Below are 20,770 nucleotides of genomic sequence, written 5' to 3'. Positions count from 1 at the left end.
TTAACACCAAAAAATCAGGTTCTGTTATTTAACCACACCGTCTCTAGCTCATCGGCGAGTAGCTGATAGTCCATCGCGCCAGGGCTGCGCGGCGCAAAGCGACAGATCGGTTCTCCGGCGGCAAACGCCTCAGCTAGGCGGATATTGGTGCGAATACCGCGCAAAAGTCGCCCCTTGCCAAACTGTATCGCCAGCTCGTCTAACACTTTACGCTGTAGGGTAAAGTTACGGTTGACCATCACCGGCAGCAGCGCGATGAGTTGCAGCGAGGGGTTGTAGCGCGTGGCCACTCGGTAGAAGAGTCTCGCGAGCTGATTGACCCCAACCGCCGCTAAATGGTGCGGAACAAAGGGGATTAACACCCCATCCGCAGCCGCTAAGGCGCTAATGAGCAGCAGATCGGAGGTCGGCGGGGTATCAAGTACCACCCGATCAAACTGTTCGGCTACCCACCCCTCATGTAGCTGCCGTTGTAGGAGAGTATAGTCGGGGGAGGCGACCCGGGTCTCATAGTCGATATCGGCACCAATAAGGGTCAAGTTGTTAAGCGCTGTCGCTAACTGACCCTGCTGTAGGGTATAGCTAGGGGTGTCAAACAGTCGATGTATCGCCCCGCTACGCTCTACCTCTATCCCTAGTCCGATGGCGCTATGGCTCTGGGTATCGAGATCAATGAGCAGCGTCCGCCAACCACTCACAGCCCACTGGGCAGCAAGGTTAACTGCCGTCGTGGTTTTACCACTGCCGCCCTTGCGATTTGAGACCGCAACCACGGTAGGTCGATTCATGGAGTCGCTCTGTGTTTCATAACGATTTAGTCTAACCTAAATCGTGCGGTGTGTAACCCCCCCACGCAGAGCGCTAGCCCTCCCTCACCCCCTCCGGTGCCACGACCGGCATTAACCACCTTTGCAGCGCCTTGTCGTCGGGTGCGACCGAAATCGGCGGTTTAAGCGCCATTAATACCTGTACGACCGCTGCGTGCAGCGCTTGGCACTCTTTTAGATTGACCCGCCCTCCAGGGTGCTCCTGTAACCACTCGAATAGTGTCTCCGCTTCATCGACCTCGCAGCGCCCCTCTAGTTTGGCCACTGTCTTTAAAAAATTTATCGGCATCGCATTAGCTCCTTCAGATTTAGTACCAACAGCACTCGACCATCGCCTAGTAGGGCCGTGCCGGAGTAGAGGTTAAAGCCCGACATGACCCCCTCTAGCGGTTTAAGGATAATGTCAGTCCCCTCGTGGAAATCATCGACAATGAGGCCGACGCTCTCGCCATTAATGGTCACCACTAAAATCGCAATCTCTCGCTCCTCGGCCGAGAGCTCTAGCGGCTGCTCACTCTCATCGGCTAGCTGGATCGATAGTAGCTGTCGTAGCCGAAACAGTGGCAGCAGGCGATTTCGCAGGATCACGCTCTCTTGCTGTTTGATATAGCGAATCTCCCGTTTCGGGATACGAACGGTCTCTCTGACCGCATCAAAGGCGATGCCGAAATCTTCGTTACCGACCCGAATCATCATCACTCGGGTGACCGCCATTGAGAGCGGCAGCGAGAGGCGCACCGTTGTTCCCCGGCCCTTCTCACTCTCTACGACCACGCTACCGCCGACTCGCTGTACGGTACTGCGCACCACATCCATACCGACCCCGCGTCCGGAGAGATCAGAGATCCTCTCTGCGGTAGAGAAGCCGGCGGCAAAGATGAGCTGAATCGCTTCGTGGTCGCTCATCGTCTCGACCACCTCTTCGCTAATCAGCCCTTTAGCGTAGGCTAGCTGCTTAATGACCTCCGGATCGATCCCTTTGCCATCGTCAATAATTTCAATCAGTACCCGATCATCTTGCTGTGTCGCCCGTAGTATGAGCTGCGCTTCGGCCGCTTTACCCGCCTGCTGGCGCACCTCGGGCACTTCAATCCCGTGATCAAGACTATTACGGACTAGATGGATTAAGGGATCGGCCAGATCTTCTACGATATTTTTATCCGCTTCGGTCTCTTCGCCTTGGGTTAGAAACTTCACCTGTTTGCCTAACTTGCGTGAGATATCGCGCACTAGGCGCGGAAAGCGTTGAAAGGCGCTACTAACCGGCACCATTCGCACCTGCATCACCGCGTATTGCAGATCTTCGGCCAGACGGTTAATCACCGCGTGCTGCCCCTTAATCTCCCGCGCCAGCTCGCGCATACCGTACCTATCTTCCGCCCTTTTCGCTAGAAACGGCAGCGCATTTTTGGCCACGACCAGTTCGCCGACTAGATCCATGAGGTTATCGATCCGCTCTTGATCGACCTTTAAGGTACGAAACATAGTGTTCGTATTGGTCTGACTGTTGCGCCGCGCCACGCCGCTTGGCTCATCCGCCGCGCTCTGAGCCCCCCCCTCTGGGATGATCGTCTCGATCCGCTCAGGATCGGCCACAGCCGCCGGTGTGTGGCTCTCGACTAGCTGCTGAATAAATTTTAGTAGCGGATCCCCACTACGGGTCGCTAACGCCTCTTGGTGGGCATTGTCGAGCGCCGCCGCCTCGCCCTCCGCCCCTATGGCCGCTAACAGTCGCTGCACCACGGTCACTACCGAGGCGATGCGTCCGGGCCACATCTGAGCCTCCCATGGGAGTGAGAGTAGCGGCTGCTGTTCGGCCACCATCTGTAACGCCATGCGTTTAGCGGCAACCGAAGTTGTCTCATCGACAGCGTCGGGTTGAGTCGCGGGGGGGGTAAACTCGTCGCCCGCGACCACCTGTAGCAGCGCCTCTACCCAGGCGATCGGCGGCTCTCCTCGAGAAAATAGGCGCACTAACCAGCGCAGTGCCGAGCTCTGAATGAGCTCGCTACCACTACTTTGCAGTACAATGTGGCACGCCTGCTGCAACCCTTGCCAGTTCTGTGTGGCCACCAGCTCTCGACTATCTTCGATAAAGAGTCCAAACGGTGCTCTATCGCCCCTCGCCCCCTGCGGCTCAATGAGCTGTTGGGGGGCGATGGGGGTGAGGGTCACCTCCTCTAGGACATAGCGCAGATACTCTTCAACCTCTTCTGTCGCCGCTGTTGTTAGGGCAAAGAGGCGTAGGTTGCAACGAAATGGATCGAGCTGCTCTAGATCTCCCCACTTCTGCCGCGCCTGGAGGGTAAACCAGACCATCCCCGGTAGATTTTGCAGCGTAAACAGCGGATCGTGGCCTTGAAAAAAGCACTCCTCATCCGGCTCATAGACGAGTGCTAGTAGCGGCTGTGACTGCTGATAGAGTTCACCTCTTAGCTCCTCCGGCACGGCTGTTAGCCACTCGGGTCGCTCTAGCGGTGCGGCGGCTGTGTTCGCGTCGATAGCATGAAGGGGGTCAGGGGTATCAGGGGTATCAGGGGCCTCACTGCAGCTATTGAGCAGTTGTCGAATCTGCTGCACCAGCGCCGCACTGCGTCCGGCGGCTGAGGCGGCTAGCGCCTCCTGCGCCTGTAGCTCATCGAGCCAAGCGCCGACCTGATCCATCGCATCGAGGAGTAGATCGATATGTTCAGAGTTAAGTTGCAGTTTACCTGCCCGCACCTTATCGAGCACATCTTCAGCAGCGTGCACCACTTTGGTAAACGGGACGATATCGAACAGCCCCGACGCCCCTTTGATGGTGTGAATCGCCCGAAATAGTTCGTTAATTAGCTCGTCGTTATCGGGGGGCGACTGCTCCAGATCTAAAAAGCGTGCTCCGGCTAGCTCCAGTAACTCTCGCGCCTCGGCGATAAAGGCGCTTAACAGTGGATTCATGCTACACCTCCCCCGCTAGCAGACGAGCCTGCAGTTGCAACGAGTCGGGATCGGCCGGTTTGACCACATAGAAGTTAGCGCCAGCGAGTAGCGCCTGCTCTCGGTCTCTTAGCTGCGCCTCGGTACTGACCATAATGACCGGAATATGTTGCAGCGCCCCATTTTTTCGCATCTCCTGCACCAGTCGATAGCCATCCATCTTCGGCATATTGACATCGACGATAAAGAGCTCATAGCGTGTGCTTAGCCCCTTCTCCAGCGCCTCAATGCCGTTAGAGGCCTCATCGACCTCAAAGCCGAGCTGCTCCATCAGCTGACGATGGTACATTCTTACCGTCAGCGCATCATCTACAATCAGAACGCGGGTCATCGATTACTCCTCAATACTTCTCTTATCTAGCTCAGCGGCTTCTGGTAGGCGATGGCTTCTGGAAACTTGCGCACTGTAAACAGTGACGAAATCCGGCTCATCGATTCCGAATGGCCCAAAAACAGAAAACCTCCCGGCCTTAGTGCATCGAACAGCGATTCAGCGGCTTGGCGGCGTGAGGTGTCATCAAAATAGATCAATAGGTTACGACAAAAGATGACATCATAGTTGCGGTAGTAGCGGGTGGCGGTGCCATCGGTTAAATTCAGTAGTTTAAACTCGACCGACTCGCGCAGATCGGTACTGATTTGGTAGTTGTCGCCCACTAAGGGGGTAAAGTAGCGGTTAAGAATGTGGCGCGGCAGATGGTTAACCGAACGGGCATTAAAGATCCCCTTCTGTGCCCGCTCTAGTACCCGACTATCGATATCGGAGCCAGTTAGTTCAACATCGATACGGTTAATATCGGCCCAATGCTCTAGGAGATAGAGGGCGACTGAGTAGGGCTCTTCGCCGGTCGATGAGGGGATCGACCAGATTCTCATCCGCTCCCCGAGCGGTTTATGGCGCACGATCTCCGGCAGTACCGAGCGCACCATGCACTGAAACTGGTACTCCTCGCGAAAAAAGTAGGTTTCGTTAACGGTCAACAGATTGATGAGCTGCTGGAGCTCCTCCCCTGAGGCCTGAAACCGCAGCAGGGTAAAGTAGTCCCGAAAGCTATCACTAGCTGTCGCTTCAATGCGCTGAATGACCCGTTTATCGACAAAGTAGCGTTTGCTCTCTTCAAAGTAGATACCGGTCTTGCGATAGAAAAAATCGCGAAAACGGGCAAATTCGGCGTCGCTTAGCTCAGAAATAGTGCTGTTTTTATCTCCGACCGCCCTGTTAAAAGACATCTTAAGCTCCGTTTATCCGTTGAATCGCCGCTTTAATCGCAAAGCTGATAAAGGGCTGCTGCTGCCACTGCTGCCTCAGCCGCTCTAGGGCTGGGATCATCTCCGGTGTGCCGACTTCGGCTAAACGATCTATCGCGGCGGCGAGGACATTGACATGACTCTCCCGCTCTATGACCTCCAATAGCCACTGCGGGCCACTGCGATGCGAGAGCATCTGCAAGATATCAATGGCAAAGATGCGCACATCGGAGTCCTCATCCGCGAGGATCTGTGCCATGTAGGGGGCGATATCGTCGGGCATCCCCTGCAACACCTCAATCACGCCGTTGCGCAGCGCCGCATCATCGCTGCGCAGTAGTGGAATGAGCCCCTCAATCACGCCTCGGCCCCCAATCGTTAAGAGGGCATCTAAAATCGCCTCCCGCACCACTAACACTGTCTCAGCCGGTAGCGCCCGAATCAGACCCTCAACCGCTGCCTCGCCACAGGAGGCTAGATCGCGTGCCGCCCAGCGCCGTTCAGCCGCCTCTCCCTGTTGCAGAAGTTGACGCAGCTCCTCCAGAGTCCGTTGCAGGTGGCGTCGCTCTACCTCGCTACCCGTCACTGGCGGCTGTTTTGATTTTACCAATCCCATCTCTCTCCCCCTCCTACGGCGACTTAACCCAGCGTAGTAGTTGTGCCGCCACTTTGTTCGCCGGCAGCACTTCTGTCGCACCGCCGCGCTCAATTAACTCTTTTGGCATCCCAAAGACCACCGCACTCTCCTCTGCCTCAGCGATGGTTCGCCCCCCCTTCTGGTGTAGTTTGGCCATCTGTTCGGCACCGTCATACCCCATTCCGGTTAGCTGCACCCCGACTAGCTGTTTGGGTGAAAAGTACTCCATCGCCGATTCGACCATACGATCGACACAGGGGTGCCATAGAGCGCTATTTTGTGGCACCGATAGCGCCATCAGTACCCCTTTGCGACGGCCAATTTTGACATCAGCATCGCCTCGGGCAATATAGATCTCCCCCGGACGCAGCGCCATGGGGGAGTCCACCTCTTTGACCGCCATCTGACAGCGGCCATCGAGTCTGCGGGCAAACACGGCGGTAAAGCGCCCCGGCATGTGCTGCGCGACCAGCACCGGCCAGGGAAAAGCGGCCGGCAGTAGCGGCAGAATCTCCTCTAGGGTCGAAGGCCCGCCGGTGGAGACGCCGATCACGACTAGCCCTTTGACATCAGCCCCCGAAGTCGAGACGCTACTCTCGTTATGTTCGACTCGCTGCTGCCGTAGCCGCTCCCGCAGACCGCCCCCTCGGGCGACTTTGCGGCGACGACTCTTCGCTGCCGCCTTCACTTTGGCGACAATCTCCTGCTCGACATCGCGAATATTGAGCGACACCGTCCCGCCGGGTTTGGCGACATAGTCGAAGGCACCGAGCTCTAGCGCCTCAAAGGTGGTCAGCGCCCCCTCTTCCGTGAGCGAGGAGACCATCACCACCGGTGGCGGACTCTCTAGCGCCATAATGTGGGCGAGACAGGTTAGGCCATCCATGATCGGCATGTTGATATCAAGCGTAACGACATCGGGGCGAAATTGTGGCATTTTTTCCAGCGCGTCTCTGCCGTCGCGGGCGGTATCGAGTTCGAAATCGCCCCCCTCCTGCAAAATCTCCCGAATCTTTTTACGCATTAGCGCCGAATCATCGACAATAAGGACTTTAGTCACGCTCTCTCTCCACGGTTCTCACAGTTCTCACGGTTCTCACGCTTAGCTAACAGACAAGTGATTAGAGTGTCTGCTGTATATCGCGCCGCTCCTGCTCATCGAGTAGTTCGCTCACGCTCAGTACCTGAATCATCCGCTTCTTATCGCGAAAGTTGACCACCTGCCCCATAATGCGTGACTGCTCATCTGAGAGCGGCGGTGCCTGCTCAATCACCTTACGGTTAAGTCGCAGCACCTCAAGGACGGCATCGGTAATAAAGCCGGTGCGGGTGCCTTTGAGATCGAGCACTAAAATTCGTTGCCGCTCGTTACGCTCCATCCGCTCTAGGCCGAACCGAATCCGCATATCGAGTACCGGCAGCACCGCCCCGCGCAGATTGACCATCCCTTCAATAAAGGCGGGGGTTTTAGGGACTCGGGTCATCTGCTCCGGTACGCGGGTGATCTCCTGTACCGATTCGATCGAGACGCCAAACTCCTGCCCAGCTAGCTGGAACACCACCAGTTGGGTCTCCTCCTCTTCGGTGATAGCCTCATCACCCTCACTGCTCTGATTTACCACAGCTAGCTCCTCCTGTTGACTGTCACGACTCTCCAGCGCTTGCTGAATTGAGGGGTGGGCAAACAGCTCATCGGCGGTGAGTACCGAGACCAGCCGCTTGCCCTGTTCGAGTCGGCAGACAGCGGCGATCTCGTTGAGCTTCTCCCCTTGGCGCAGCATTGAGGGGACTTTATCTTGCACCTCAGGGGTAATGCGCAGCACTTCACGCACCTGATCGACCACGATACCGACCGACTCCCGCTGCCCACTACGGCGCAGACTGAGTACCAAAATACGGTGGTGCTCATCTAGCTCCGACTCCGGCATCGCGAACAGAGTCCGTAGATTCACCAACGGCAGCAGCGATTCGCGCAAGTTGATTAGCCCCAGCACATGGGGTTCGGCGTGGGGCACCCGACTAATGCTCTCCGGTACCCGCACAATCTCCTCGACATCCTCAATGTCAAACGCATACTCTTGGTTATCGACCATAAAGCTAACTAGCTGTCGGGTATCCTCCTCCCCCTCATCGTGGCTACTCTGTTCGAGCGCAGCTACCCCGCCTAGCTCTCCCCCTTCATGATTGGCCGCTTTGTCAATTATGCTGCCAAACTCCTGCTTAATCACCTTCTCGACATTCAGTAGCTGAATTAGGGCGTGGTTATCGACATTTTTAGCCACGCCCACTAGGAGCGAGCTATCGATGGTAGAGCCGACTCGATCGGCACTTTCAATATTGCGCGGGTCGATATTCATCACTCGCGCCACCTTATCGACAATCAGCCCGACCGGTCGGCCGGCATCGGCCACAATCACTCGGGTCGCATCGTTAAACTCGACCTCCTCCATGCCGAGTAGTCGTCGCAGTTCGAGAATCGGCAGCACACTACCGCGCAGGTTAGCTAGACCGACCAGACTGCCGGGGGTGAGCGGTACCTCTACCGTCTGCGGAATGCGGACAATCTCCAGCACGGAGGCCATCGGAAAGGCAAACGCCTCGTCACCGAGAAAGAAGGTAACATATTGATCGGCCATATCGGCGATCTCCTCCTCCTCATGACTATCTAGTTGTTGCAGTTCACTCATTGGATTCTCTCCTTAACCGCTCTGCAACTCATCGGCAATAGAGGCGATCTCCTCAATGGCTGAGGCGAGCTCTTCGGCACCTTGTGACTGCTGTTTCGCCGCTGCCGAGGCTTCGGCGGTGGCGGTACTCGCCTCTTCGGCGGCGGCGGCAATCTGCTCAATCCCCTTCTTCGCCTGTACTACCGCCGCTGCCGCCTCTTCTGCCGCCTGCTGAATCTGGCGATTACCGTCAATCACTGTCCCCATATCGCGTTCGACCCCCTCTAGGGCTGTGGCGGTGATCTTCGCCTTCTCCACCCCTTTCATTGAGGCATCGGCCACTTCATAGAGATCGTTGCGCACCACTACCGACTGATCCTGAATCGCTTTCACCATATCTTTAATCTGTTCGGCATTTTCAGCCGCATCATCGGCTAGATTTTGAATATCAGAGGAGACGACGGCAAACCCTTTGCCATACTCCCCCGCTCGTGCCGCTTCAACGGCGCCATTGACTGCCAACATGCTGATTTTAATAGCAACGGTAGCAATGGCATCGACAATTTTGTCAATTTTACGAGTCACATCTTCGAGGGCACGAATGTTATCAAGATTGATCTGTCCTGCCTCGGTCGCGGTACTAATACCGTTAATCATCTTGTCGATGCTCTCTTTATTCTTTTGCAGCTTTTCGGTCATCTCTGCCCCCTTCTCTAGGGCAAAACTGCTGCTCTCTAGCGCGAGCTGAGTCCCTCTATCGATCTGGCTAATGCCGGCGACCGCCTGCTCTGCGGCAGTGGCCTGCTGTTCGGCACCGCGACTGATTTGGGTAATGGCGCTCATAATTTCGCTTGCCGAGCGGTTAATCTCCTCAATTGAGGCCGAGAGCTCCTCCGCCGCTGCCGCGACATCTTCTGAGCTTTTTGCAATATCGGTGCTACTTTTTAGCTCATCGGCTAGCTCTTCTAGTGATCGCGCCGCCTCTTCGGCACCGGCGAGCGCCTGCCCCTGCTGGCTAAGACTCTTAATCGACTCCTCCACTGCCGAAGATTGCTCCTCCGCCGCCGCAGCAATCGACTCAGAACCGGCCTGGGCATCGGCTGCCGCACGACTCATCTGTTGCGATGAGGCCATCAGCTCATTCGCCCCTTTGTAGAGGAGCGCCATATCGGCTTTAATCTGCCCAAGCTGTTCGACTATCTGATTACCCACTTCAGCCTCTCTGCCCGCATTGTCGGCCGCCCCCCGAACCGACTCACCGATGGAACGCGATTTGCTCTGAATCTCCTCAATCAGTTTGGCAATACTGGCGGCATTGGTCTCTGAGGTCTCGGCTAAGTTGCGTACTGTATCGGCCACAACAGCAAAGCCCTTGCCATGTTTACCGGCACGGCCAGCCTCGATCGCGGCATTGAGTGCTAAAAGATTGGTCTGATCGGCAATTCGCATCACCTGCTTGACCGATTCGTTAATTTTGGCCGCCTGGGTCTCTAACGCTTCCATCTGTTTGACTGAAGCATCTTGCCGTTTGGCACCGAGTTTGACACTCTGCACCAGCTCACCCACCTCACCACTCACCCTATCGATATTTATCTGTAGCTCTTGGGTCTTGCTAGCGCCACTTTCGGCAATCTCCGACTGTCGGGTTAAGCGACCGTTAATCTGCTCCATCGCCGCGAGCGACTCTTGACTCGCACCAGCCGCCTCCTCGGCACCGCTGCCGACCTGCTCCATCGCCTTGGTTAACTCCTCCTGCGCCGAGGAGGCTTCGGTAATACCGCTAGCGAGCTGGGTCGATGCGGCCGAAATCCGCTCCGCCGCCTGCTGCTGTTTCGCCAGCGTTCGCGCCTGACGGCGCTTATCCTCTGCCTCTCGCCGAGTACGGACGCTACTGTCGCCACTACTGACCGAAGACTCACTGGAAACCACTTTGCCGGTTTTCATCAGTGCCATGGTTATCTCTCCTCACAATGTTCAATAAAGTATATATAGTGTGGCTTTCGCCAACCAAACGCCCACACCGCCTTGATAAAAACAGGCCGGCAAAGGGTGCTAACCTGTGCAATACTACTCCCAGGTCGGCCACATTAAAATCAAACTTAAGCTTTTTTGACCTTCGAGCCTCTCTGCGCTAACCTATGCAGCCGCACTAAACCACTCTTTACGCCGGAGAGCAACCCCCCATGTACCAAATTGTCTATATGAGCGAAACAGCCCGCCCCCTCTCTGAGGCTGATCTGGCCAATATTCTCGCCAAGGCTCGCAGCTACAATCGCCAGCACGATATCACTGGCATCTTGCTGGTTCACAATAATCTGTTTTTGCAGCTACTTGAGGGGGAGAAGGAGAGTGTGTTGTCGCTAATGGAGCAGATCGCCACCGATAATCGCCATGCCAATCTTGAGGTGGTACTAGATGTCGAAAACCGCCCCCGCATCTGTCAAGATTGGTCAATGGGCTTTAAGTCGCTCGATGGCAAGGATCTACAGCAGTTTGGCAATAGTTTAACGCTGGCGCATCTGCGTGAGCGTTTTGCGAACGAGCCCAATATCCTGTTGGAGCTAATGGCCTCTTTTTTAGAGACCGATTAAACCCGATTTCTAAGCTGTAACTCGCGCGGATGGGGCTGTAGATAGTACTGCTGGCTAATGTAGTCGTTAGGGTAGCGACGCAGATAGTGTTTTAACAGCGTCATCGGCACAATGAGTGGCACCTGTCCGGTACGATACGCCTCAAACACCTCCAATAGCTCCTGCTTATCCTCCCGACTGAGGTTATCCTTAATATAGCCAAAAATATGTTGTAATACATTGGTGTGGGTTTTAGGGGTAGCCAATTTTTTTAGCGATACCATCGCTCTAGCTAGATAGTCCGCAGCTAGCGTCGATAACGCCTCACTCCCCGCCCTCGCTACCAACCGGCCTAGCTCCCGATAGCCTAGCTCATCGTGCGCTAAGAGCGTCAATTTATGCCGGGTATGGAACTCGACTAGCGTCGCGGGGGTTAACCCCTGCTGCCAATAGCGCTGCCAGCGGTGATAGATAAAGACCCGCTCGATAAAGTTCTCCCTAAGCCGGGCATCCATTAACCGCCCCTCCTCCTCGACCGGCAGAGAGGGGTTAGCGGCCATCACTGCGGCCGCATAGCGACCGGGACTACTCCCCTGTCGGACACCTTGGTCACTATAGTTTTTCACCCGCTCCATACCGCAGCTAGGCGATTGACTCTTGAAGATATAGCCACAGAGCTGGTCACACTCGGCACCAATCTGCTCCCCATAGGCGGTTAACGCTTCAGTCACATCTTGAGTCGGATCTTTGACCCCCCTCACCCGTATCTCCTCTGCGAATCGAACTAATCGAAGCGGCGGGCGCGGAGTCCCCAACCCAATCGCCACCTCGGGGCAGTAGGGGCGAAAGGCAAAATACTCCCCTAGGGTATCAGTAATATAACGGTTGTGTTTATGGGAGTTATCAAACCGAACCCGCTCGCCTAAAAGACAGCTACTGATTCCGAGGGTCATCTTCTCCATTGCCACGACTTAATTGAGCGCCGCCGGCCACTGTGCGGTGGCTAATCCTTGCCCTAAATCGGCCTCAATGAGCCGTTGCCGCACCTGGAGTAGTCGCTCTAATAGCATCGGTTCAAATTGGGCATAGGCCTCCGCATCAGGTACTCGCTTGACCACCACCCCTAACAGTTCGGTAATGGCATTTCCAATCGAATTTTGGCTAATTGTCACCACCAGTTTCCCGGCATCATTGCGGTAGATAAGCTGCTTAAACGCCGGTTGCCACCGAATGGAGTTGGCATATTTAGCATCGGTAATACAGCGGTCGCGCACCTTTTTCGCCGTCGCCATAAAGTCGTTATTAAATAGCAGGACACTCTCAACCTGCTGCGGATAGTAAGCATCGGCCGGACAGGGGGCGTTACGGGTCGAAACTTGGCTAAAAAAGGCGCGATAGAAGTCGATAAACCCCTTCAGAATCTCATCATATTCGTGCCAAAAGCGGATATTTTTCAGCGACTCTGCCCCCCCTTGAATCTCCCAACAGGGGAGCCCGCGCGGATAGCCGGTTAAGTTGAGCGCCGACTGCTCCGAATCGAGTGGTTTAAGAATTTGTAGCTCAAGCGCCTGTTCAAAAAAGGTACGATAGACATCACGCATATAGGCCTGAAACAGGCTGTGCTGGCCGCCATCGGTTAAGTTAGGATTGGCGCTATCGGCTAGAGGTGCCTGGCGTAGCTGCTCCCTATTGAAGGCGATAAAGTGGTTGTGCAGCATCCGAATCGACGGCACCCCGGGTGAGGTGAGAGGCCAGGTGGCATCGAGACTCGCCTCACCGGCGAGTAGCAGCGCCGCCTCAGGATCGGGATAGCGCTGGAGCATAAACTCAATAATCATCTGGTTCATTCGATTCCAGATCTGTTTCACTCTAGGCGGCACCTGAGTGCGCCGCACCGGCCGCCCTAACGGGTCGAGAATCGTTTTAGAGGTGTTATAGATAATCGAACAGTCAAACTCATTACTATGCCCTAACGCCTTACGGTAGAGCAGTAGCCCCTCGGGATTGGATAACAGGCCGTTATTATGCTCTAAATCGTTCAAATTTTCGGTGCTGTTAAAGAACTCATTCGGTGCCATGCCTTCGGGTACATCGAGTGGAATGGGTCGAAATGGGGTGACAATCTCTCTAGGGCCGGTGGGGTAACTCATCACTTCTCCTTTGAAACTAAGATCGATAGCGCCAATTGCGCCACATTTTCACTACCACGCTCGCCTATCGCTAACATCGATTTAAGGGTAGCGAGTCGTTGTTGCTGCTCTTTTGCGGCGCTCGGCCGTAATAGCGGTTCAGCCGTCGCCACGAGGCGCGTCACATTCGCTTGATTTTGAATCAGCTCTGGGACTATCGCTTGGTTAGCCACAATATTACAGAGTGATACGTGGGGGATGTTGACCAAACGAGACAAAATGGCGTAGCTAACGGCTGCCATACGGTAGATCACCACCATCGGCACCTGCATGAGGGCGATCTCTAGCGTCACCGTTCCGGAGGCGGCAATAATCAGCTCGCAACCGCGCATCACATCATAACTGTGGCCGCTGACTAGCTGCAGCGGCAGACGACAATCGGCCTGTCGTAGCCAGCGCTCTATCTCTCTAGCTAGCGGTTCGGTGGCGGCTACTAGCACAAATTGGCGCTGCGGCTGGTTGCGCCATAACTTTTCAGCGCTAGCCACCATTAACGGTAGATGGCGGGCAATTTCGCTCTGCCGACTGCCGGGAAAGAGGCCAATGAGTGGCCGATCTGGCGAGCTGCCGCAAAAAATTTTCGCCTCAGCGGGCGTTAGGGTCGAGTGAACCCACCCCACCATCGGATGACCGACGACTGTCGCCGCTAGGCCGGCTTGCTGGTAGTAGGGTAGCTCAAACTCAAACAGCAGCGCTATGTGATCGACCTGCTGTTTCATCGTCTCTAGTCGCCCCGCCCGCCACGCCCACACCTGTGGGCCGACATAGTGCAGTGTCGGCACTCCTAGACGCTTCATCGCCGTCGCTAGGCGAAGATTAAAGCCAGGATAGTCAATAGTTAGCAGTAGATCTGGCTTAAGCCGCTGCAACTCAGTCACCGTCCACTGTAGTTTTCTTTTTAAGCGCGGGTAGTGGCGCAGCACCTCGACCAGCCCCATCACACTTAAGTCGTGACAGGAGTAGAGCAACTCAACGCCCGCCTTGGCCATCAGCTCCCCCCCCACCCCAACAAAGTGTATGTTCGGCGATAGCTGCGGCATCGCCCGCACCACAGCTGCCCCTAATCGATCCCCCGAGGGCTCTCCGGCAATGATGGCGATACGGTAACTCATTAAGGCCTATTTGCCACTAAATAGAGTCCGAATACGGGCCGCATTACCAATCACCAACAGCGAGCTAATCGGCATACTGATGGCCGCCACCAGTGGGGTGATAAAACCGGCCATCGCCAGCGGTACCATAATGATATTGTAGCTAAAGGAGATGGCAATATTCTGCTTAACCGTTCGCAAAGTGCGGTGCGCTAGCTGGGTTGCTAAATCGATTTTGTTCAAATCGCTATCGGTCAAGACGATATCGGCACTCTCTACCGAGACATCGGTACCCGTTCCCATCGCAATGCCGACATCGGCCTGAATAAGCGCCGGGCCATCGTTAATGCCATCCCCCACCATCACCACCGCCTCGCCCTGCTGCTGTAACTGTGCAATGAGATGGTGCTTCTCATCCGGTTTCACTTCGGCGATGACGCTCATCGGTACCGCTAAATGTCGCGCCACCGCGTCAGCCACCGCTTGGCGGTCACCACTTAACAGCGTCAAACTATGGCCAGCACGGTGGAGTCGCTGTAGAAGCGGTTTGGCCGTCTCCCGTAGCTGATCGGCAATGGCAAACAGCGCCTGATGTTCGCCATCACAACCAAAATGGACTGGGGTCTGGAGCTGTTGACTCACCCGCTGCTCCTGCTCTACTAGCTGCAACAGCGGGGAGATATGGTGCTGTTGCAGCCAGTTTAGGGTGCCGATCACGACCTGATGTCCTGCCACAGTGGCTCTCATCCCCTCCCCGGGGGCGTTAACAATGTCGCTAACTAGCATCTGCTTTAGGGAGATATCGTTCTCCTTAGCTAGGCGAATAATCGCCTCGGCGAGTGGGTGTTCCGATTGGGCCTCCAGCGCAGCCGCTAGCTCAATTATTCGGCGCTCCTCCACCGCTGCCGACTCGGGCAGATAGAGCTTTTGTAGTCGCATCGCCCCTTCCGTCAGCGTACCGGTCTTATCGAAGACAAAGTGGTGCAGTTGTGAGAGCCGCTCCAGCACTGCGCCATTTTTTAGCAAAATACCGTGTTTCGCTCCCTGCCCTGACGCTACCGCAATCGCCATCGGCGTCGCTAGCCCAAAGGCGCAGGGACAGGTGATAATTAGCACCGAGGTCGCGGCCATGAGGGCAAACTCAAACTCTTGCCCCACCCAATAGAGAAAGGTAATGGCGGCCAATAGCAGTGTCGCCGCGACAAACCAAGGGACAATGCGATCGGCGGTACACTGAATCGGCGCTTTTGAGGCCTGCGCCTCCTCAACTAAGGTGATAATTTTACCCAACGCAGTCTGCTGTAGCGTTGCCGCAACCTCTAGCTGTAATGGATTTAGGCGGTTGAGCGTCCCCGCCGAGACGCTATCACCACAGCGTTTAATAACCGGCAGCGACTCACCACTGAGCATCGCCTCATCGACTTCGCTCTCCCCCTCTAGGATCACGCCATCGACCGGAATCTTCTGCCCCGGTTTTACCAGTACCCATTGCCCCACTTTCACGGCGCGAATGGGGGTCACTCGCTCCTCTCCCCCATCCAGTACAATCGCTACCTTCGGTTGTAGATCAAACAGTCGCTGGGTGGCTGCCACGGCATGGCGTTTGGAGATCGACTCCAGAAAACGACCCACCAAAATGACAAACAGAAAGTTAACTACAGTATCGAAATAGACCTCGCCTAACGGCGGCTGGACGACAGTAATATAGGTCGAGTAGAGCCAGGTGACAGTCGCACCGATAGCAATCGGCAGATCCATGGTTAAATGGGCGTGTCGTAGCCCGGTGACCGCGCCACGCAAAAAGGGCCAACCGGCGTAGAGCAGCGTCGGCGTCGCCAGCACAAACCCTATCCAGTGAAATAGCGACCGAAACTCCCCCTCATCCGCACCGCTGTAGAGGGCGATTGAGATCCAAGTCAGATTCATCATCGCAAAGCCGGCAAAGGCCATTCGAAACAGCAGCGCTCGATTCTGCTTTTGGAGACGCCCCTCGGCGACATCGGGATCAAACGGTACCGCGCTATAGCCGATATCGGCCAATTTTTGCAGGACAGTGGAGAGAGCCAAACGACTATTGTCCCACTGTAGATGGAGCCGTTTACCCGAGAGGTTGACCGCAACACCCACCACGCCCGGAAGGGTGCGTAGAGTGCGCTCAATCAACCAGACACAGGCCGCGCAGTGGATCCCTTCGACCAACAGATGAATAGAGCGCAGCGTGCTGCCCTCAGAGGCGCGAATAAACTCCTGCTGCACCTCGTCAAGATCATAGAGCGTTAGCTCTTGCGGGGGTGCGGGGGGGCGAGCACCTAATCCCGCATCAGGGGTGCGTTCGTAAAACCCCTCCATGCCGGCGGCAAAGATGGTCTCACAGACCGCTTGGCAGCCGTGGCAACAGAAGTCACGCCGCTCCCCCTTCAGATGGGAGACTATCTCCTCATCCTGTGGCAGCGGCAGACCGCAGTGAAAACAGCGCTCTGCTAAGGGTTCAATCAAGAGTCTGAGGCCGGTGCCACCACCAGTCGTAGCGTGGTATCGAGTCTATCCTCTCCTTCAACCGCCACCGCCGTCAGCTCCCACACCCCCCGCTCACTAAAGATAATGCGTGCCTGGTACTCACCATTAGCGACCGCTGTCATCCCAGTGGCAAAATCGAGTGCCGCACTAGAGGGGCGATAGACATTGAGCGCGACCCCATCGACTAGCAGCGGCTCTCCCTGCTTGTCACGCAGGTAGAAGCTCACCAGACTCTCCTCCCCTTGTACCGGATTTTTGATAATCTCCAGCGTCATCTCCCACCCTAGCTCTTTGCGGGTAGCTAGCTTCTGTTGCACCGTCTGTTCGTGATTACGCCCCTGCTCATAGTAGTCCTTTTCGACTAAACCCGGGTTAGTCACCACCGCAGTGATAATAAAAGCGGTATTAACGCTCAATACTAGTAACAACCCGGCCAGCCACCACAACACCCAAGGGTTTCTAAAGGCCGCTTTATTCGTTTGTGAAATCCATGCCATAGCACTCTCCTCCTATCTTGGCCCGATAAACATACTTTCGTACTCCGAACTGCTCTGCGGATTATTCAGATCCTGAATCATGAAGGTGATAGGCTCTCGCTCACCTCGCAGACTCTCTCTTGGTACAGTCACAAACACGGTGTGGCTGCTAGTATTGCCGGAGCGGGCAAAGATCGGTTCATCTCCCCCTCGTAGCTGTAACTCAGCAGGCCCGATGGCGCTCACTGACACTTCGGTATCTTCATGGGTCTTATTGAGAATCTTCAGCTCATACTTATTCTGAATAGAGCCATCACTCTGCATCACATAGAGCGGTGAGCGCTCGTGCAGCACTCGCAACTCCAGCGAACCTAGATTATTCAGACCATAAAAGATCCCCCCTAGCGCTAGCACCATAATGGTAATGTAGATGAGTGGCCGCGGCCGCTTATAGAGTGGAATTTTCGCCAAGCCGCTCAGCTCATCGTAGGAGGCGTAGCGAATTAAGCCTTTCGGTTTATTAATCTTCTCCATCACCGAATCACAGGCATCAATACAGAGTGCACAGGTAATGCACCCCTCCTGCTGACCTTCACGAATATCGACGCCGGTCGGGCAGACGGCGACACACTGATGACAGGAGATACAATCCCCTTTACCCTCCTCCGGCTGCCCCTTTTTTAATTTACCGCGCGGCTCCCCTCGTGAGAAGTCGTATGCGGGCAAGATAGTCTCTTTATCGAGCATCACCCCCTGCAGTCGAGCATAGGGGCAGAGCCAGAAGCAGACCTGCTCACGCATGTGGCCAGCAAACAGGTAGGTAAAGAAGGCAAATACTGCAATCGAACCATACGCCATCGGTGTCGCAGAGAGGGTGAGATAGGCGTGCCACATCTCAAAAGCGTCGGTAAACCAGAAGGTAAAACTCATACCGGTAAAGATACCGATCGCTATCCAGAGCAGGTGCTTGGTCACCTTAATCCGAATTTTTGCAAAATCCCACGGCGCTTTATCGAGCTTCCGCCGTTGTGCCACACTCCCCTCCATCTTCTCATCAATCCAAGTAAAGATGTCAGTCCAGACGGTCTGAAAACAGAAGTAGCCGCAGAAGACCCGTCCGGCAATCGAAGTCACCACCGCCAATAAAATGGCAAAAAAGAGCAGCGTTAGCGATAACATCCATACATCCTGCGGCAGAATGGTAATGTTGAAAATATGAAACTGTCGGTTCGGAATATCAAAAAGCACCGCCTGTCGGCCATCCCAACGCAGGTAGGGGCCGAGAAAGAAGATGAGCCAGCTTGAGGCTCCAATCCACTTTAAGGTTCTGAATTTTCCCGGCATCCGTTTAGCGTGAATAGTCTCTCCGCCGGTGTTGACATGCCAGTGTTCAACTTCGGCGTAAATATCATCTAGGGATTGATTCGGTGTTGACTCGGTACTCATGAATACGACTCCATTACAGTCATTAGCAAATAGAACAGCTATTCTATATTATAATATGTTAATAAACAAACATTACTAAAAAAGAGAGGGAACCAAAGTTCCCTCTCCTCTACAGATTTATGATTTAGCCATCCTGCCGCACTCAATCTTCCGAATGGGTGGAGTCCATCAGCTTCTTCAGTTTAAAGCCAAGAAAAACCAGCACCACCAGACTAATAACCACCGACAGAATAGAGCCCCATGCAACCCAATCTAAGCCCATCATTTACCCCCTTATATGGTATCACTATAAAGCAAAGCCCCCCCTTTCGGTCTCAACACCGAAAGAGAGGCGTCGTTAACGGCCTACTGACCACCACCTAACTGATGCACATAGACAGCCAGTTTTTTGATATCGGTCTCTGAAAGTTTAGTATCACCAAACTTCGGCATCACCGCATCACGGGTTTGTGGGTCTGAAGGGTCGTTCACTCCATGACGAATGGTATATTTCACGCTCTCTAGTTGCGAACGGTCACTATCGACAAAACGATAGATACCATCGGTCAAATTAGCCGAACCGAGAGCTGCCATCCCTTTGCCATCGGCACCGTGACAGGCAAAACAGGCTTTGCCCATATAGAGTGGCGTAGAGGTCGGCTCACCGTTAATAATCGCCTGAGCTAGCTCGTCAACTTCGGCATCGGTCAGGGTTCTGCCATGGGCGGTCATCATCCCTTGGCGACCATTGACAATCGACTGATGGATAGCATTAACAGAGCCCCCATAGAGCCAGTCATCATCGGCCAGTACCGGATAGCTAGGATTCCCCGCACCGCCGGTACCATGACAGGCAGCACAGTTATCGCCAAACAGTACTTTGGCCGACTTGACCACATAGTTGGTCAACTCACTGTCAGCTAAAATAGCGTTGACATCTTTGCTAGGTAGCTGGTTTTCGTACTTCGCACGCACCTCATCTAGGGCTTTAAGATCCTTCTCATACTCACCAATGGCAGTCCAGCCCCAAATCCCCTTAGTGTGGGTCTCAATTAACGGCCAACTCGGATAGAGAATGGTATAGACCACCACCAAAATCCAGCTAGCATGGAGGCCAATTCGCCACCAAGTCGGTGGATCGTTAGCCAGTTCGCGCAGATTATCATCCCAAATGTGACCAGTATTGTTCTCATTCGGAAAAGGATTATTTTCACTCATCGAAAAGATCTCCGTAACAGTTATTGCTCATCTTCGTCAAAAGGTATGTGACGACGAGACTCCAGTTCATCGCGATTTTTGGGCCTAAGTGCGTAAAAATAGGCCCAAATCATCAGGAAAAAGACGACCACGGTCAAGATGGTTCCTATCCAATCATTGAGCGTCATGGCCGCCCAGTCTGTCTCAAAAAAGTCACTCACGACTTACTGGCGATAACTTTTGTTTTCGTCCAAATTCACCATGGTACCTAACACTTGTAGGTAGGCTACCATCGCATCCATTTCAGTCTGGCCTTTCACTTCGGCAGGCGCGGCGTTAATGTCCTCATCAAGATAGGGAACACCCACAACCCGCAGTGCGGACATCGCCTTTTTGACAAACTCGCCATCGACCATATTGTCATCTAGCCATGGGTAGTTCGGCATTACCGACTCAGGAACCACCGAACGCGGTGCGCGTAGGTGCTGGCGATGCCACTCATCAGAGTATTTACCACCCACCCGAGCCAGATCAGGCCCAGTTCGCTTCGAACCCCACTGAAACGGATGGTCATACATCGACTCAGAGGCGAGTGAGTAGTGACCGTAGCGCTCCTTCTCATCTCTAAACGGACGAATCATCTGTGAGTGGCAGGTATAGCACCCCTCACGGATATAGACCTCACGCCCAGCGAGCTCCAGCGGCGTATAGGGACGCATACCATCCCCCGCTTTCCAGTCGTGTAGGGTCTGACCCTCTTGGCGATCCCATACGATTTCAGGATGCTTATTGTGCTCCATAGTATCTTTCAGATAAAACAGAGGCACAATCTCTACCAACCCCCCTACCGAAAGGAGAATAAGTAGCATAAACAGCATCAGGAAGACATTGCGTTCGATCTTATCCTGAAATTTAGTTGAGTAGATTCTATCAGCCATCGATTAGCTCCTT

At 54.6% G+C, this 20,770-nt stretch carries 18 protein-coding genes and 1 pseudogene; 1 reads left to right on the top strand and 18 read right to left on the bottom strand.

Features of this window, described 5'->3' with window-relative positions; genetic code table 11:
• Positions 1 to 14 precede the first annotated feature (14 nt).
• The 9 genes and pseudogenes from D5085_11970 to D5085_11930 form a co-directional block, all read right to left on the bottom strand.
• A complete protein-coding gene (locus D5085_11970) occupies positions 15 to 788 on the bottom strand; it encodes a ParA family protein (GenBank protein ID QEP43774.1) in 774 nt (257 codons plus the stop codon).
• 148 nt (positions 789 to 936) lie between these two features.
• Positions 937 to 1,116, bottom strand: a pseudogene (locus tag D5085_11965) (hypothetical protein).
• The gene (locus tag D5085_11960) at positions 1,107 to 3,764 is read right to left on the bottom strand and encodes a chemotaxis protein CheA (protein ID QEP43773.1); all 2,658 of its coding nucleotides are present in this window, start codon (positions 3,762 to 3,764) and stop codon (positions 1,107 to 1,109) included. The pseudogene D5085_11965 and the gene D5085_11960 overlap by 10 nt, the downstream one beginning before the upstream one ends.
• A 1-nt stretch (position 3,765) precedes the next feature.
• Complete coding sequence (locus D5085_11955) at positions 3,766 to 4,134, bottom strand: response regulator (protein QEP43772.1); 369 nt, start codon at positions 4,132 to 4,134, stop codon at positions 3,766 to 3,768.
• A 26-nt stretch (positions 4,135 to 4,160) separates the two neighbouring features.
• Entirely contained in the window at positions 4,161 to 5,033 is an 873-nt protein-coding gene (locus D5085_11950; protein ID QEP43771.1) for a protein-glutamate O-methyltransferase CheR, read from the bottom strand.
• A gap of 1 nt (position 5,034) precedes the next feature.
• On the bottom strand, positions 5,035 to 5,667 hold the full coding sequence (locus D5085_11945; GenBank protein QEP43770.1) for a HEAT repeat domain-containing protein: 633 nt from the start codon (positions 5,665 to 5,667) through the stop codon (positions 5,035 to 5,037).
• 13 nt (positions 5,668 to 5,680) lie between these two features.
• A complete protein-coding gene (gene cheB, locus D5085_11940; protein QEP43769.1) occupies positions 5,681 to 6,748 on the bottom strand; it encodes a chemotaxis-specific protein-glutamate methyltransferase CheB in 1,068 nt (355 codons plus the stop codon).
• 61 nt (positions 6,749 to 6,809) lie between these two features.
• The gene (locus tag D5085_11935) at positions 6,810 to 8,375 is read right to left on the bottom strand and encodes a purine-binding chemotaxis protein CheW (GenBank protein ID QEP43768.1); all 1,566 of its coding nucleotides are present in this window, start codon (positions 8,373 to 8,375) and stop codon (positions 6,810 to 6,812) included.
• Between the two features lie 12 nt (positions 8,376 to 8,387).
• Complete coding sequence (locus D5085_11930; GenBank protein ID QEP43767.1) at positions 8,388 to 10,307, bottom strand: methyl-accepting chemotaxis protein; 1,920 nt, start codon at positions 10,305 to 10,307, stop codon at positions 8,388 to 8,390.
• Positions 10,308 to 10,537: 230 nt separating this feature from the next.
• On the opposite strand from D5085_11930, the gene D5085_11925 reads away from it, so the two are divergent.
• A complete protein-coding gene (locus D5085_11925; protein ID QEP43766.1) occupies positions 10,538 to 10,945 on the top strand; it encodes a BLUF domain-containing protein in 408 nt (135 codons plus the stop codon).
• On the opposite strand, the gene D5085_11920 is transcribed toward D5085_11925, so the two are convergent.
• From D5085_11920 to ccoO, 9 genes are all read right to left on the bottom strand, one after another.
• The gene (locus D5085_11920; protein QEP43765.1) at positions 10,942 to 11,886 is read right to left on the bottom strand and encodes a DUF1722 domain-containing protein; all 945 of its coding nucleotides are present in this window, start codon (positions 11,884 to 11,886) and stop codon (positions 10,942 to 10,944) included. The two genes, D5085_11925 and D5085_11920, sit on opposite strands and share 4 nt — an antisense overlap.
• A gap of 9 nt (positions 11,887 to 11,895) precedes the next feature.
• The gene (locus D5085_11915; protein QEP43764.1) at positions 11,896 to 13,074 is read right to left on the bottom strand and encodes a hypothetical protein; all 1,179 of its coding nucleotides are present in this window, start codon (positions 13,072 to 13,074) and stop codon (positions 11,896 to 11,898) included.
• Positions 13,074 to 14,225, bottom strand: coding sequence for a lipid-A-disaccharide synthase (locus D5085_11910; protein QEP43763.1), 1,152 nt, complete (start codon positions 14,223 to 14,225; stop codon positions 13,074 to 13,076). The genes D5085_11915 and D5085_11910 overlap by 1 nt, the downstream gene beginning before the upstream one ends.
• A gap of 6 nt (positions 14,226 to 14,231) precedes the next feature.
• Positions 14,232 to 16,700: a heavy metal translocating P-type ATPase gene (locus D5085_11905; protein QEP43762.1), complete on the bottom strand. Its 2,469-nt coding sequence runs from the start codon at positions 16,698 to 16,700 to the stop codon at positions 14,232 to 14,234.
• Positions 16,697 to 17,218 (bottom strand): hypothetical protein, encoded by a 522-nt coding sequence (locus tag D5085_11900; GenBank protein QEP43761.1) that lies wholly within the window; start codon positions 17,216 to 17,218, stop codon positions 16,697 to 16,699. The genes D5085_11905 and D5085_11900 overlap by 4 nt, the downstream gene beginning before the upstream one ends.
• Before the next feature lie 12 nt (positions 17,219 to 17,230).
• Positions 17,231 to 18,643 carry a cytochrome c oxidase accessory protein CcoG gene (gene ccoG, locus D5085_11895; protein QEP43760.1) on the bottom strand — a complete coding sequence of 471 codons (1,413 nt, stop codon included), beginning with the start codon at positions 18,641 to 18,643 and terminating at the stop codon, positions 17,231 to 17,233.
• A 345-nt stretch (positions 18,644 to 18,988) separates the two neighbouring features.
• Positions 18,989 to 19,840, bottom strand: coding sequence for a cytochrome-c oxidase, cbb3-type subunit III (ccoP, locus tag D5085_11890; GenBank protein ID QEP43759.1), 852 nt, complete (start codon positions 19,838 to 19,840; stop codon positions 18,989 to 18,991).
• 20 nt (positions 19,841 to 19,860) lie between these two features.
• Entirely contained in the window at positions 19,861 to 20,007 is a 147-nt protein-coding gene (locus tag D5085_11885) for a cbb3-type cytochrome c oxidase subunit 3 (protein QEP43758.1), read from the bottom strand.
• Positions 20,008 to 20,043: 36 nt separating this feature from the next.
• Positions 20,044 to 20,757, bottom strand: coding sequence for a cytochrome-c oxidase, cbb3-type subunit II (gene ccoO, locus D5085_11880; protein ID QEP43757.1), 714 nt, complete (start codon positions 20,755 to 20,757; stop codon positions 20,044 to 20,046).
• Positions 20,758 to 20,770: the final 13 nt, after the last annotated feature.

This window comes from Ectothiorhodospiraceae bacterium BW-2 (assembly GCA_008375315.1).
In the GTDB taxonomy this organism is placed as follows: domain Bacteria; phylum Pseudomonadota; class Gammaproteobacteria; order Thiohalomonadales; family Thiohalomonadaceae; genus BW-2.
The sequence above is the reverse complement of the archived record's forward strand: the minus strand, read 5'-3'. Positions and strand labels throughout refer to the sequence as shown.

Bases quoted from the DNA above. Each gene is read 5' to 3' on its own strand.
- D5085_11910 (QEP43763.1), bottom strand. From the start codon at position 14,225: ATGAGTTACCGTATCGCCATCATTGCCGGAGAGCCCTCGGGGGATCGA.
- D5085_11935 (QEP43768.1), bottom strand. From the start codon at position 8,375: ATGAGTGAACTGCAACAACTAGATAGTCATGAGGAGGAGGAGATCGCC.
- D5085_11915 (QEP43764.1), bottom strand. From the start codon at position 13,074: ATGAGTTACCCCACCGGCCCTAGAGAGATTGTCACCCCATTTCGACCC.
- D5085_11885 (QEP43758.1), bottom strand. From the start codon at position 20,007: ATGACGCTCAATGATTGGATAGGAACCATCTTGACCGTGGTCGTCTTT.
- ccoP (QEP43759.1), bottom strand. From the start codon at position 19,840: ATGAGTGAAAATAATCCTTTTCCGAATGAGAACAATACTGGTCACATT.
- D5085_11920 (QEP43765.1), bottom strand. From the start codon at position 11,886: ATGGAGAAGATGACCCTCGGAATCAGTAGCTGTCTTTTAGGCGAGCGG.
- D5085_11945 (QEP43770.1), bottom strand. From the start codon at position 5,667: ATGGGATTGGTAAAATCAAAACAGCCGCCAGTGACGGGTAGCGAGGTA.
- D5085_11970 (QEP43774.1), bottom strand. From the start codon at position 788: ATGAATCGACCTACCGTGGTTGCGGTCTCAAATCGCAAGGGCGGCAGT.
- D5085_11925 (QEP43766.1), top strand. From the start codon at position 10,538: ATGTACCAAATTGTCTATATGAGCGAAACAGCCCGCCCCCTCTCTGAG.
- D5085_11930 (QEP43767.1), bottom strand. From the start codon at position 10,307: ATGGCACTGATGAAAACCGGCAAAGTGGTTTCCAGTGAGTCTTCGGTC.
- D5085_11960 (QEP43773.1), bottom strand. From the start codon at position 3,764: ATGAATCCACTGTTAAGCGCCTTTATCGCCGAGGCGCGAGAGTTACTG.
- D5085_11900 (QEP43761.1), bottom strand. From the start codon at position 17,218: ATGGCATGGATTTCACAAACGAATAAAGCGGCCTTTAGAAACCCTTGG.
- D5085_11955 (QEP43772.1), bottom strand. From the start codon at position 4,134: ATGACCCGCGTTCTGATTGTAGATGATGCGCTGACGGTAAGAATGTAC.
- ccoG (QEP43760.1), bottom strand. From the start codon at position 18,643: ATGAGTACCGAGTCAACACCGAATCAATCCCTAGATGATATTTACGCC.
- ccoO (QEP43757.1), bottom strand. From the start codon at position 20,757: ATGGCTGATAGAATCTACTCAACTAAATTTCAGGATAAGATCGAACGC.
- D5085_11950 (QEP43771.1), bottom strand. From the start codon at position 5,033: ATGTCTTTTAACAGGGCGGTCGGAGATAAAAACAGCACTATTTCTGAG.